Raw genomic sequence first — 13987 nt, 5'->3', positions numbered from 1 at the left:
TTTGTCGGCTTTGATTATAAATTTTGATTTTTTCTAAATTGAAGTGGTGAGATACCAGTATTATTTTTAAAAATTCTAGATAGTTGAGAAGTACTTTCATAGCCAAGGGTATTGGCAATGTCATGGATAGACAGTTGAGTAAAGAGCAATAATTGTTTAGCAGAAAGGATTTTCTGTGAAGTTAAAAATCCAATAATACTAATACCGGTAGTTTGTTTGAAAAGGTGCATTAAATAGGACTTACTACAGCCCACAGACTGAGCAATTTCACCAATATTTTTAACCGTTGTTAAATGATCATAAATATACTCTTGAGCTCGATAAACCAGTGACGGGATGTTATTTCTTTTAACTTGAGCTACATTCTTAACAAATCTTTCCCCGATAGTACGAGTGTATTCATAAACATTAGTAATATTCTGTTTTAATTCGGTTTTCTTAATACATTCGTCACTTAGATCATAAGCGTTTTCAGCATACATACCGCCACGAATAGCTGCTCGAGTGAATAGAGTTGTTGCAGCAACGGTAATATTTTTTTTACTACGTAAGTCAGATGTTGCCAAAACGCCGAAGTTACCTTCATCCATGAATTTGACATAATTGTCGTTGAATTCTTTTAAATTACCATGTTCGACGCCTAATAGCATTTGTTGCTCGGCTAAGTACCCATTATGCGAGGGTCTATGGCTGTTGAATGATTCCAATTCTTGGTTAGGGCGGTCAATGATATCAAAATCAGAAAGAGTCAACTGACTTTTAGTAAATTCCGGATTCTTCTGTGCCAGAGCCAAATAAAATAAAGTTAATTGAGCCTCAAAAGTATTAAAGTCGATCAAAGGAACTTTATCAGCGTATTGACCGTTACCGTTAATGGCACTAGAAGTGGCCCAAATAATTAGTTTGTAATTAGCAACTTGAAAGGTCGCAATAGTTCCAAGGCGTAAGAACATGTAGATAGAAATCTTCTGATTAGTATTGGTTAATAATTTATCTTTTAATTTGGCAGGTAATTGTGGTGCAACCGTCATTTTAAAAGTTGTGATGGGATTGTTTTGTAGATTAAATAAAAATATTGATAAATTGGTCGCTTCGAAAAATGACTTAGAAGTAGTAGTAATTTTCATTAAAATCCTCACTTGAAAAACAGTATTTGTCAAAAAAAAAACTAAATCGAATAAATTAACTTTATGAAAATGATAATAATAAAATATGTGAATTGCAAAGGAGAAAAAATGAAAATCTATTTGGCTTTTGATATCGGTGGAACCAAATTAAAGTATGCCTTGATCAATGATCAAGGACAACTTTTAAAAAAATATTCAGAGGATACAATTTCGACTTCTAAATCTGCATTTATTAATCGTTTGAATCAAATTGTAAAAAGATTTGAAGTTCAGATTTCGGGAGTTGGTATCAGTGTTCCTGGAAAAATTGATGCTCAGACACAAGAGGTTAGTTTCGGTGGATCATTACCCTTTTTGAATGGTGTCATCTTTTCTAAATTATTAGATACTCAATTACCAATTTTTGTGGAGAATGATGCTAAAGCCGCAACATTAGCTGAGATGTGGTTAGGATCACTAAAGAATGTTGGCAGCGGTGTGATGTTAGTTTTAGGTACAGCAGTTGGTTCCGGTATTATGTTGAATCGGCAACTTTTATATGGATTTCACCAGCAGGCCGGTGAAGTCAGTTTTATCAGTTCTGGACAGTTAGATAAAGAGCATATGGTGGGAAGTCAGAGTTCTGCTGTAGCATTGATTCAGGATATTGCTCGACATGAAAAACTAGATGATATAGATGATGGACAGACGGTGTTCAGGTTGATTAAAAAAGGAAATTCTTATGCTGTAGAGAGATTTTCTGGTTTTTGCAAAAATATAGCATTACTGATTTATAATATGCAAACCATTTTGGATGTTGAACAGTTTGTTATTGGTGGAGGAATTTCTCAACAGAGTATTGTAGTTAAAGGGATTAACCAAGCGTTAGATAATTTACGCCAAACTAGTCCCTTTGTTAGTACAACATTAAAAGCACCAAATGTAGTTAGTTCGAAATTATTTAATGATGCCAATCTGTATGGAGCAATTTCACATTTTGAATTAAGTGAAGATAGAAATTCAAATAGAAAAATTGGAAATATTTAAAAATGAATTTTGAGGTGTCTAATGGATCAATCAAAAGTAAAAAAAGTTAATAAGGATTTTCTTTTTTACGTAAGTCGTTTAGCTACTGTTTTTTCAATTATGATGTACGTTTCTTATATTCCACAAATTTTAGACAATATGAGTGGTGTGAAAGGTAATCCAATTCAACCGTTGAGCGCCATGATCAATAGCTCTCTATGGGTGTTGTATGGACTATTGAAGGAGAAAAAAGATTGGCCAGTAATAATTGCTAATTTACCCGGTATTGTATTGGGCCTACTAACGTTTTTAACTGCATTATAAGGTCTTTATTTAGTAACATTCCGGATTGGTATATAATAAATAAAGACTTTTATGATTATGTGAGGTAAAAATATGCAAATCAAACAACTTCCTGAAGATTTTAAACAGGCGTTACCAGTATTAGAAGAAATCGAGCAAGCCGGTTTTGAGGCTTATTTTGTTGGGGGAAGTGTGCGTGACCATATTTTAGGATTACCGATCCACGATGTTGACATTGCTACGAGTGCTTATCCTGAAGAAATTAAGAAAATTTTTAAGCGTACAATCGATACCGGAATTCAACATGGTACAGTCACGGTATTATTAAACGACGCATCATATGAAATTACTACTTTCAGAACAGAATCAGGTTATCAAGATTATCGCCGTCCAGATAAAGTGACTTTTGTGAGATCGTTAGCTGATGATTTAAAGCGCCGTGATTTTACAATCAATGCTTTAGCAGTCGATTTAAATGGTAATGTGATTGATAAATTCGATGGTTTACAGGACTTAGATAAAAAAATTATTCGTGCAGTAGGTCAAGCTGAAGCTAGATTTCACGAAGATGCTTTGAGGATGATGCGTGCAGTTAGATTTCAAGCTCAGTTAAACTTTCAAATTGAAACTCAAACGGCTCAGGCAATAGCTGATAACGCACCATTATTGTCTAAAATTGCAATTGAACGTATTCGGGAAGAATTCGTTAAATTGTTATTGAGTCAGTCATGGAAAACTGGGTTTGCTGATTTTCTCAAGCTTAATTTGAGTGAATATTGCCCTGGTTTCAAAGATCAACGCGTGGAATTGTCTGAACTATTGAATGCTACAGGAACTTTTGTTGACGAAGATGCAGCTTGGACGGCAATTGGATATGCTTTAAACATGAACCATCCCGAATTTAATAGTCTTTTACGTGATTGGAAGGTTTCCAACAAGGTTCGTGAGGCTAGTGTAAATAGTCTGGACATGTTGCATTTATTTGAGAATCAAGATTACGATTTGTGGAATATTTATAAGTTTGGCTTAGATAATTTTGAACGAGTAATTCAACTTTGCCAAATGCTTCAGATTGAGTTTGATTACACAGATTTAAAACAAAAAGTAGGACAAATTTCTATCAAAAATAGTCATGATTTGGCGATTACAGGAAAAGATATCTGTGAAATTCTGGGTGTGAAACCTGGCCCGATTATTGGAAAGTCGATGTCGCAAATTGAGCGTGCTGTCGTGGAAGGAAACGTTTACAATAATTTTGATGAATTAAGACATTATTTGTTAAGTAATCAATAACCCTGTGTTATTATGAAATCAGTAAGTATTTTATGATTGAAAGGGTGGTAATATGACTAAGCATGTTTTTAAAGAATTGAAATTCTACTTCAGAAATGATGATACTTGGACAGTTAATCATGGGGAAATGAGTGATGTTTGGATTTCTCGTGTAACGACAAGTTATGGACGTATCGCAGGTGGACGTATGCAAGAGATTCACCCATGCAAACGTTTTAGAATTGAGATTTTACCTGCAGCTGACTACATTAAAGATACTGATGTTTCTACGGCTGCTTTGGCAGATGGTATGTTCAACCGTATTATTAAGTATCAAGATATCGAAAAATGTGACATTGTTTTTGAAGATGACGAAGGTAAAGAACCAATGGAGATTTACTTCCCATTCAAGCAAAAAGATGCTGAAGGCTTAGACAATGCTTATCAAACTTCAACAATTTCAAGCAAGAGTGGCAATTTGTTTATTTCAATTGATCCAGAAAATACGGTATATGATTTATATAAAGAAGAATTATAATTAAAATACGGGACATTGGTTGAGATTAATTTTGACCTATGTTCCGTATTTTATTGAAGGGAATTAATATGGGAAATTTAAAAATAGGGTCGATGGTGAAAATTGTTGATCAAGAAGATGGTATGAAGAATCAAATTGGAGCCGTCGTTTATTTCGATGAAGAGCGTGAAAAAATTTTGGTCAGATTTGGCGGGGTTCAACAGCTATACTATGCATTGGATCAGTTAAAAGAGTACTAAGAGGTTTTACAATCAGCGGCTGACATGTGATAATAAATATTGATAAGTTTGATACCTCTATCTACATTGGTAGAGGAATTTTTTATTTACAGTGGTGAAAATTAATTGAAAACCTTAAATATAACTAATGCATCAAAATCCTTTGGAGAGAGAACGCTCTTTAAGGATGTTACTTTTACAATTAACGAAGGAGACCGAATTGGTCTCTTGGGTCTAAATGGTACCGGTAAGACAACACTTTTGGACGGTATCGTTAATAATAGTGATCTGAATACGATCACAGTTGATAAGCCCAAGGATTATAAAATTTCCTACTTGAAGCAGCAACCAGATTTGGATGATAATTCATCCGTTATTGATGCTGTTTTTAATGGTAGTGGCGAAAAGTTCCAGTTGATTCGTCAATATGAGAACTCTTTGGCTAAATTCAATGCCAATTCGACTGATACTAAAATTCAAAATGAATTCTTCAAGCTTCAGGAGCGGATGAATGCATCTGAGGCTTGGCAAATGGAATCAGATGTTAAGTCAATTTTGAATAAATTGGGTATTACGGAATTAGATAAGAAAATTTCAGAGTTATCTGGTGGTCAACAAAGACGTGTAGCTTTGGCCCAAACCTTAATTTCTGAAGCGGATCTTTTAATCCTTGATGAGCCAACTAACCATTTGGACTACGAAGCTATCGACTGGTTACAGACGTATTTGAGCAAGTATAAAGGATCTGTTTTATTTGTAACCCATGATCGTTATTTCTTGAATGAAGTTGCTACAAGAATTTTTGAAATTGAAAATCGTAATATAACTGAGTACGACGGTAACTATGAGAAGTATCTTCAACAAAAAGCCGACAATGAAGATATTTATGCCTCAGAGCAACATCACAAGACACAACTCTACAAACAAGAATTGAAATGGATGCGTGCTGGGGTTAAAGCTCGTGGAACTAAACAACAAGCTAGAAAAGATCGTTTTACTAACTTAAAGGAAGATCTTCAAGATAAGCCAGATGTTCAAAAAGAAATGTCAATCGATATTGCTCAGCAACGTTTGGGTAATGACGTTTTTGATATCAAAGCTGCCAACTTGAAATTTGCTAAACATGTTATTCTAGATGATTTCAGCTATCTAGTGTCACGTGGCGACCGTATTGGAATAACTGGTTCGAATGGTTCTGGTAAGACTACCTTTTTAAATGCCATTGATAAGCAGATTCCATTGGATTCAGGTGAGATAAAGACTGGTCAAACAGTAAAGATTGGCTACTACACACAACACACGCGTGATATGGATCCCGATAAACGTGTGATCAGATATTTGGAGAGTATTGGCCAAGGTGTGAGAAATACTGATGGTGAACACATGTCAGCTTCACAGATGCTAGATACTTTTAAATTTGACCATCAAATGCAAGGTGCCTTTGTTCGTGAACTGTCCGGTGGTGAAAAACGTCGTTTATACTTACTAGCTATCCTAATGGATCAACCAAATGTACTTTTGCTTGATGAACCAACTAATAATTTAGATATCGAAACTTTGACAATTCTGGAAGATTATTTGAGTAGTTTTAAGGGGACTGTTTTGGCAGTATCCCATGATCGTTATTTCTTGGATAAAATTGCTGATAAATTATTGATCTTTGAAGGTCAAGGACAAATTGAAGAAAGCTATGATTCTTATTCAGCTTATCTAGAAAGAGCAACTGCTAAAAAGCAGGCCAAGCATCATGAAGTTAAAGAACAGAAACATGTTGAAGCTAAGCAAAAAGCAGAACAGGAACAAAAGGCCGAGCCTAAGAAGAAATTAACTTATGCAGAACAAAAAGAGTACGAAAAACTAGAACCTCAGATCGACAAATTAGATTCTGAAATATCCACCTTACAAGATGAATTGAATAATCCAGATAATGGTTATGAAAAGTTAATGGATTATCAAAGAGAACTTGATGAAAAGAACCAAGCAGAAGAAAAACTGATGGAACGTTGGGAATATTTAAGTCAATTTGCCTAGGAGAAGAAAATGCATAACGAACAACAATATCTAGATCTTTTACAATATGTTTTGAATCAAGGTCACAAGAAGAGTGATCGTACGGGAACGGGCACGATTAGTACCTTTGGTTATCAAATGCGTTTTAATTTGCAAGAGTCATTTCCTCTTTTGACAACTAAGAAGATCCCTTTTGGTTTGATTAAGAGTGAATTATTGTGGTTCTTGCATGGTGATACCAATATTAAATATCTGTTGGAACATCACAATCACATTTGGGACGAATGGGCTTTTAAGAACTATATTGAAAGTGTCGATTATACCGGACCTGATATGAGTGATTTCGGCCGTCGCAGTTTAGTGGATACAGATTTTGCTAAAGAATATAAGGTTCAAAAGGATAAATTTGATCAGGCTATTTTAACTGATGATGCTTTTGCTCAAAAATTCGGTAATCTAGGGGATGTTTATGGTGCTCAATGGCGTCATTGGCAAAAACGTGATGGTGGTTTTATCGATCAAATTGCAAATGTGATTGATCAAATTAAGAAGACTCCTGATTCACGTCGACTAATTGTTAGCGCCTGGAATCCAGAAGACGTACCTACAATGGCCTTGCCACCATGTCATACGTTGTTCCAGTTTTACGTGAATGACAATAAATTGTCTTGTCAGCTCTATCAAAGAAGTGGTGACCTCTTCTTAGGGGTACCTTTCAATATTGCTAGTTATGCGCTTTTAACACATTTAATTGCACGTGAGACTGGATTAGAAGTGGGAGAATTTATCCATACTTTAGGGGATGCTCATATTTACTTGAATCATTTGGATCAAGTTAAAGAGCAGCTTAATCGTAAACCGACTATGGGACCACAATTAGAGATTAAGAGTGATAAGAGTATTTTTGAAATAGAGGCTTCAGATATAATCGTGAACGACTATAATCCACAACCTGCCATCAAGGCACCAGTCGCTGTTTAGGAGGAACTGTAAATGATAAGTTTTGTTTGGGCTGAAGATAGAAACCACATCATCGGTGAAAAAGGACACTTACCATGGTCGTTGCCTAATGATTTGCACCATTTTAAGGATGTGACGATCAATCATCCTATCGTTATGGGGCGAAAGACCTTTGAGAGTTTTCCTAATGGTCCCTTACCTAAGAGACTAAATATTGTTATTTCTAAAAACCCTGATTACCAAGTACCAGACTCTGTAGTTTTAATCAATGATAAAGCTGATTTGAAAAAGTACGTACAATCTGACGACGAAGTTATGGTTATCGGTGGAAGTGGTATTTTTAAACTATTTCAAGATGATGTTGATAGGCTCTATCTGACTAAGATTGATTATGAATTTACAGGAGATACTAAAATGTGTTCAATCGACTATAACAAGTTTAAATTAGTCGAAAAAAAAGAAGGCCAAATGGATGATAAGAATATCTATCCATATACCTTCGAGACTTGGGACAAAATTTAAACTACGTAAAAGTATACTGAGAAGTACATCAAAGCTGTACCGATCATAACAAAAATATGCCAGATCACGTGAATATATCTAATGTTTTTCATTAAGTAGAGACAAGCCCCTAATGTAAAGGCAACGCCACCAGCAACTAATAGTGCAATGCCAGTTCCACCAATTGCATAATAGAGCGGTCTCATGGCGACGATAATAGCCCATCCCATAAGGACATAGAGCAGTGTTTCAAAGTATTTAAAGCGGCCAACATTAAAAATTTTGTAGAGAATACCACCGATGGCTAATAGCCAAATGAATGATAGGATAACGATTCCAAATGTGGAATGTAAAGCAATCAAACAGTAAGGTGTATAAGTTCCTGCAATCATCAAGAAAATTGAACTGTGGTCAAATATTTGGAAAACACCCTTAGCCTTAGTAAAGTATAGGCTGTGGAACAGAGTCGAACTTAGATATAAGAAGAACAAAGTGAACGCATAAATAAAATAGGCCGTGATATTCAGGGGCTTGCCCTGTTGAAATCCTTTGATCAACAAGAATATAGCACCAATAATTGCTAAAATAATGCCGATACCATGAGTAACAGCACTGAAGACTTGATCTGTGATTAAATAAGCTCTAGAAAAGTTGTGTTTTTTTGTCATGTTAAAACCTCAATTATTTGAACTGTTTACTTTAATTATTATAAACGTCTTACAAGGCTTTTCATATGGTTATGGTATTGTATAATTAATAAAGATTTGGCATATTTATTTTAGTAAAATGATTAGTTATTTATCATTAGACCCTATTAAGTTTGTTATAATAATTAAAAGTAATAGGAAACAAGACCCTATGAAAGAGGGATAAAATGAGCAAAGTAAAAATCCTTACCGATTCATCGGTACAGTTAACACCAGAGGAAATAGAAAAGTATAATATTAGTGTCGTTCCTTTGACAATTAGTATTGACGAAAAAACTTATGTTGATGGCGTTAATATCACGCGCGAAAAGTTCGTTGAAGAAATGGATTCTTCAAAGGATTTGCCTAAGACATCTCAACCATCAATTGGAACTTTTATGGACGTTATTGATAAGGTTCCTGATGACTATACGGATATCTTGGCCTTGATTATGACACCATCTATTAGTGGTACTATTAATGCGGCTAGACAAGTAGAAGATATGGTCGATCGCAATATGGAAGTCATTGATACAGAATTTACAGATCGTGCCCAGGGCTTCCAAGTAATTAGAGCTGCTCAAATGGCCCAAGAAGGTAAATCTGTTGAGGAAATTAAACAGGCCTTAGATGAGCTTCGTGCACATACTTATCTCTATATGGGTGTGACAAGCATTGAAAATATTCTACGTGGAGGTCGTTTGAGCAGATTTGCTGGAACACTTTCAACCTTATTGAATATTAATTTAGTTCTAACAGTAAAGAATAATAGCCTGGATATTGTTAAACGTGGTCGTGGTCGTAAGACAATTGAAAAATACATGAATAATGTAATGGAAGAAATTAAAGGCTTAAAGAACATCAAAGCTGTAGGAATTTCCTATGTTGACAAGATGGACTATGTTAATGAGTTAAAGGCTAAGCTGGAAGAGATTATTCCCGATGTACCATTACTTATAAGAGTAACAAGTCCAGTTATTGCCACACATGCTGGTTCTGGTGCCTTTGCAATTGAATTTTATACAGAGTAAAAGCTGATGAATGCATCAGCTTTTTTTTGAAAGATGGATTAATTAATGAAGAAAAAAAGTATTTGGATCATAATTGTAATTTTAATATTGGTAGTTGTTGGCGGTGGAGCATATTATTTCACTAACAATAAGCAAAGTGAACAGTCTACTAATCAAGTAACTAAAACAACTAAGAAATTAGTTAAACCGAAGAAAAAAGTTATTCCTAAAAAGAAACAAATCAGTATTGTTGCAGTAGGGGATTCACTGACGCAAGGAGTCGGAGATTCTTCTAAAGCAGGCGGTGGCTATGTAACCCGTTTGCAATCTAAAGTGCAAACAAAGTTCAATGTTCCTACACAGTCACATAATTATGGTGTTTCTGGCGATACAAGTAATCAAATCATGGCGCGTATCAAGTCTGATAAGAAGATGCATCAAGACTTGCCTAAAGCTGATATTATCACTGTAACAGTTGGTGGTAATGACTTCATGCATCTTTTACAACGCAAAGGAATTGATCTGACAGCAGGCGACATTGCCGATGAACAGGTTAAATTCGACAAAAGATTAAAACAATTATTGACTGATTTGAGAAATTATAATGATACAGCCCCAATTTATCTAATAGGTATTTATAATCCTTTTAGTATCTATTTATCGAATGTAAAAAATGCTAAAATAGCATTCATTAACTGGAACAAAGCATCTGCCAAAGTAGCTAGTGGATTTAATAAAACTTATTTCATTGATATCAATAATCTATATCAAAATAAGACTATCGATAATAAAGTTAAAAAGACAGGAACTAATCCTTATCTCTATAAGAAGGATCACTTCCATCCCAATGGGACTGGTTACGATATGATGACTCAAAAAGTGTTCGACGAAGTTAGCGTTACGAAAAAGGAGTGGCTTTTTAAATAATTATGAAGAATAAGAATTATTGGAAATATGCATTTATTGCTTTAGTAGCAATTTTAGTAGTAGGTTTTGGTTATTTAGGTACTAAAGTCTTAAGTTCTCCAACAGAGAACTACCAAGTTAGTTCTAAGATCAATAATGATGATAAAGTTTTTACTGTTAATATGAATAAACGTGAGGCCAACAAAATGGCCCAATACTATTTAAAAAATACTTTGAATAATGGTAAAACTGAATATCAATTAGTTTTAAAAAAGGATGCTGAATTGTCAGGTGCAATTAAGTTCTTGGGGGCTAAAATTCACTTTACAATTTTGATGCAACCATATGCTAAGACTAATGGGGATGTGCTCTTAAAAGCTAAAGAAATGAAGATTGGGGACTTATCGTTGCCAATTTCCTTTGTAATGAATTATATTAAGAATAGTTTTAAGACCCCTGATTGGGTAAGCATTAACGGCAAAGACAAGACAATGTTGTTGAAATTTACTAAGTTTACTACCAAAGAGGGATATGGTATTCGTGCAAAGAATATTGATTTAAAGCATGATAAATTATCGTTTGAGGTAATGAATACAAAGATCACCGACAATCAATAGAAGGGAGCAAAGATGCGAAGAAGTTTTTATGAATTTTTGATGACACTAAGAAACGCTGATAGTGTTGAACCAGATGCAGAATTTGCAAATAACGCATTTCATGATCAATCTTTTCCTAAACATGAGGAGAATTATCAAAAAATCTCAGATTATTTAGAATTGAATGCAGGTTATTTACCCAGTATGTCAATTTTTGATGAGGTATATCAAAAGTATCAAGAAATAGATAGAAAATAGGTGAAGACAATGGCATTACAATGGTATCCAGGGCATATGAACAAAGCGAAGAATCAAGTGCAAGATCGACTTAAATTAGTCGATATCGTACTTGAAATTGTTGACGCAAGATTACCTTTTTCATCCAGAAATCCCGTTTTGGAACAAATAATTGACCAGAAGAAACATATTATTATTCTCAATAAGTCTGATTTGGCAGACCCTAAAGTCACAGCCGACTGGAAACTAAACTTTGAGCAAGAGGGTACTAAGTCGATTGAATTAGATGCCAAGCACAATAAGGGTCTGGGTAAAATCAAGAGTCTAATTCGTTCGGAATTATCTGATAAAATTGATCGTTACGAGCGTAATGGTGTACAAAACTACCGAATCAAGGCAATGTGCATTGGGATTCCTAATGTTGGTAAGTCGACTATTTTGAATCGTTTTGTCGGAAAAAATGTGGCTATTACAGGTAATAAACCCGGTGTAACTAAAAATCAAAATTGGTTAAAAACTAATATTGGAATTGATTTACTAGATACTCCAGGTATTTTGTGGCCTAAGATCGATGATCCTAAAGTAGGGATGAAGTTAGCCTTGTCAGGTGCAATTAAGGATAAAATTTATGCACCCGATGATGTGGCTATTTATGCGCTTAATTTCATGGAAACTCACTATATGGATCAATTGCTCGAAAGTTACAAATTAGATAAGTCCGATATTTTTAATCATACAACGCCAGAAGTGTTGATGAATTTGACGAAAAAATTTGGCTATAAGGATGATTATGATCGGGCTTCCAGACGAATTATCGATGACGTTAGAAAGTTGAAACTAGGGCGTCTTACATTTGATATTCCTGGGGAGTTCTATGAAGAGTAAATATACAATTTCCGAAGCAAAAAATATTCTGAAACAGACCAATTTAAGTAAAGAACAGTTAAATGAATTTTCACAAGATGAACGTAGTGGGATTAAAAAATTATTAGAGCAATATTATAAGAAGCAATTGAAACAAAAAGAACTAATTGAGAAATTTCACAAAAAAGAATTTCTTGAAAAGCCTTTTTGGGATCATGGCTTAGCAGTAGCGGGAGTTGATGAAGTAGGACGCGGTCCGTTGGCAGGTCCAGTTGTCACAGCTGCTGTTATTTTGCCGGCAGATAATACTTTGTATGAGGTTGATGATTCTAAAAAGTTGTCGATTGCAAAACGTAATGAGCTTTATAAATTGATTTGTGCGCAAGCAATAGATATCAGTGTAGCGGTAGGTAGTCCTCATTTAATTGATCGAGAGAATATCTATCACGCAACAGAATTGACGATGGGAGATTCAATCAACAATCTTTATTTGAAACCTGATCATATCTTAGTTGATGCTATGACTATTCCTGTTGATATACCTCAAACAAAATTGATTAAGGGCGACTCCAAATCGTTGAGTATCGGTGCTGCCAGCATTGTTGCTAAAGTCTCACGTGATAAGTTGATGACAATGTATGGCAAGATTTATCCAGAGTTTGGCTTTGAAAATAATGATGGTTATGGTACGAAACAGCATTTGAAGGCTTTAGACGAGTATGGTCGTACTAAAATTCATCGTTTGAGTTTTTCACCTGTTAGAAAAATTTCTAAATTGTATTAAAATAGGAACATCACTTTCGTAATTTAAGTTAAGGGAGTGATGTTTTTATTATGACTGAATTAACTAAATTTTTGATTAAATGTCGTTTAACAGGAATGATTTCGAATCAAATAATGCTAAAAATTATAAAAAAATCTATAAATAGTGCTAACCTAATAACTGAATCCTTTGATTTATTAAAACAAGAGTGGGGCTTAGATAAATTTCAGCGCTTTCGTTTCTTATTTGATAAGCAGAGGATTGGTTCATTAAATGCTATAAATTATTTGGACTTTGAGTATCCAGAATTGTTAAGAACGATTTATAATCCGCCTGCACTCTTGTTTTTTGAAGGGAATATTGCTTTACTTAAAACTGAATGTATCGCAATCGTTGGTGCTAGGCAAGCATCAGATTATAGTTTTCGTTGTATAAGTGGTCTTGTCCCACGACTCGTAAATCGTTATACTATTGTGAGCGGTTTAGCTAAGGGGTCGATTCTTGGGCTCATCAGGCCGCGTTAAAGAATCAAGGACAGACGATTGCTGTGATTGGTAGTGGTTTAGACGTAACTTATCCTAAAGAGAATTTTCACTTACAAGCGGAAATTATGGAGAAGGGGTTAGTTGTTACTGAATATCCACCAATGACAAAAATTGAACCTTGGCATTTTCCTCAACGAAACCGGATAATTGCCGGTCTCAGTCGAAAAGTTATTGTTACTGAAGCTAAAAAGCGTAGTGGCTCTTTAATTACTGCTGATTTGGCTTTAGATAATAATCGGGATGTCTTAGCTATTCCTGGTAGAATCGATGTTAACCTTTCGGCTGGCTGTAATAAATTGATTGAGGAAGGTGCCATTCCTTTGATTAATTTCAATGATTTATAGACTATATTCAGGAGATAAATTTATCTTTTGAATTGACAAAATAAAATTCTGTGATTAATATATTGAACAGTTTTAATTGATTCATTTTGGAAAGGAGCACTT

16 protein-coding genes and 1 pseudogene are annotated in these 13987 nt (G+C 34.6%); 15 read left to right on the top strand and 2 right to left on the bottom strand.

Going from position 1 to position 13987, the window contains the following annotated elements:
• Positions 1 to 14 precede the first annotated feature (14 nt).
• Positions 15 to 1127 (bottom strand): helix-turn-helix transcriptional regulator, encoded by a 1113-nt coding sequence (locus FC97_RS08360; protein WP_054642282.1) that lies wholly within the window; start codon positions 1125 to 1127, stop codon positions 15 to 17.
• Between the two features lie 108 nt (positions 1128 to 1235).
• On the opposite strand from FC97_RS08360, the gene FC97_RS08355 reads away from it, so the two are divergent.
• From FC97_RS08355 to FC97_RS08325, 8 genes are all read left to right on the top strand, one after another.
• Positions 1236 to 2153, top strand: coding sequence for an ROK family protein (locus FC97_RS08355; RefSeq protein ID WP_054642281.1), 918 nt, complete (start codon positions 1236 to 1238; stop codon positions 2151 to 2153).
• 21 nt (positions 2154 to 2174) lie between these two features.
• Entirely contained in the window at positions 2175 to 2456 is a 282-nt protein-coding gene (locus FC97_RS08350) for a SemiSWEET family transporter (RefSeq protein WP_054642280.1), read from the top strand.
• A gap of 72 nt (positions 2457 to 2528) precedes the next feature.
• Positions 2529 to 3728 (top strand): CCA tRNA nucleotidyltransferase, encoded by a 1200-nt coding sequence (locus FC97_RS08345; protein WP_054642279.1) that lies wholly within the window; start codon positions 2529 to 2531, stop codon positions 3726 to 3728.
• 52 nt (positions 3729 to 3780) lie between these two features.
• A complete protein-coding gene (locus tag FC97_RS08340) occupies positions 3781 to 4245 on the top strand; it encodes a hypothetical protein (RefSeq protein ID WP_025086352.1) in 465 nt (154 codons plus the stop codon).
• 68 nt (positions 4246 to 4313) lie between these two features.
• Positions 4314 to 4484 carry a hypothetical protein gene (locus tag FC97_RS13400; RefSeq protein ID WP_156314064.1) on the top strand — a complete coding sequence of 57 codons (171 nt, stop codon included), beginning with the start codon at positions 4314 to 4316 and terminating at the stop codon, positions 4482 to 4484.
• A 105-nt stretch (positions 4485 to 4589) separates the two neighbouring features.
• Positions 4590 to 6494, top strand: a complete 1905-nt coding sequence (locus FC97_RS08335; protein ID WP_054642278.1) for an ATP-binding cassette domain-containing protein — start codon at positions 4590 to 4592, stop codon at positions 6492 to 6494.
• Positions 6495 to 6503: 9 nt separating this feature from the next.
• Positions 6504 to 7454: a thymidylate synthase gene (locus FC97_RS08330; protein WP_054642277.1), complete on the top strand. Its 951-nt coding sequence runs from the start codon at positions 6504 to 6506 to the stop codon at positions 7452 to 7454.
• 12 nt (positions 7455 to 7466) lie between these two features.
• A complete protein-coding gene (locus FC97_RS08325; RefSeq protein ID WP_054642276.1) occupies positions 7467 to 7955 on the top strand; it encodes a dihydrofolate reductase in 489 nt (162 codons plus the stop codon).
• Here the strand turns inward: FC97_RS08325 and trhA are convergent.
• Entirely contained in the window at positions 7952 to 8602 is a 651-nt protein-coding gene (gene trhA / locus FC97_RS08320; RefSeq protein WP_054642275.1) for a PAQR family membrane homeostasis protein TrhA, read from the bottom strand. The genes FC97_RS08325 and trhA overlap by 4 nt on opposite strands.
• Before the next feature lie 206 nt (positions 8603 to 8808).
• Here trhA and FC97_RS08315 point away from each other — a divergent pair, with 206 nt between their 5' ends.
• The 7 genes and pseudogenes from FC97_RS08315 to dprA all read left to right on the top strand — a co-directional run bounded on the left by FC97_RS08315 (position 8809) and on the right by dprA (position 13885).
• Positions 8809 to 9651: a DegV family protein gene (locus tag FC97_RS08315; RefSeq protein ID WP_025084933.1), complete on the top strand. Its 843-nt coding sequence runs from the start codon at positions 8809 to 8811 to the stop codon at positions 9649 to 9651.
• Positions 9652 to 9696: 45 nt separating this feature from the next.
• Entirely contained in the window at positions 9697 to 10557 is an 861-nt protein-coding gene (locus FC97_RS08310) for a DUF459 domain-containing protein (RefSeq protein WP_054642274.1), read from the top strand.
• A 2-nt stretch (positions 10558 to 10559) separates the two neighbouring features.
• The gene (locus FC97_RS08305; RefSeq protein ID WP_054642273.1) at positions 10560 to 11153 is read left to right on the top strand and encodes a YpmS family protein; all 594 of its coding nucleotides are present in this window, start codon (positions 10560 to 10562) and stop codon (positions 11151 to 11153) included.
• Between the two features lie 12 nt (positions 11154 to 11165).
• On the top strand, positions 11166 to 11390 hold the full coding sequence (locus tag FC97_RS08300) for a YozE family protein (RefSeq protein ID WP_025084931.1): 225 nt from the start codon (positions 11166 to 11168) through the stop codon (positions 11388 to 11390).
• A 9-nt stretch (positions 11391 to 11399) separates the two neighbouring features.
• On the top strand, positions 11400 to 12254 hold the full coding sequence (ylqF, locus tag FC97_RS08295) for a ribosome biogenesis GTPase YlqF (protein WP_054642272.1): 855 nt from the start codon (positions 11400 to 11402) through the stop codon (positions 12252 to 12254).
• A complete protein-coding gene (locus tag FC97_RS08290) occupies positions 12244 to 13017 on the top strand; it encodes a ribonuclease HII (RefSeq protein WP_054642271.1) in 774 nt (257 codons plus the stop codon). Before ylqF ends, FC97_RS08290 begins: the two co-directional genes overlap by 11 nt.
• 50 nt (positions 13018 to 13067) lie before the next feature.
• A pseudogene (dprA, locus tag FC97_RS13890) lies at positions 13068 to 13885 on the top strand (DNA-processing protein DprA).
• The last annotated feature ends 102 nt before the right edge of the window (positions 13886 to 13987 follow it).

The sequence above is a fragment of the Companilactobacillus kimchii DSM 13961 = JCM 10707 genome (assembly GCF_001435445.1).
GTDB lineage: Bacteria > Bacillota > Bacilli > Lactobacillales > Lactobacillaceae > Companilactobacillus > Companilactobacillus kimchii.
Note: the sequence above shows the minus strand (reverse complement) of the source record. Positions and strands in the feature narration are given on the sequence as shown.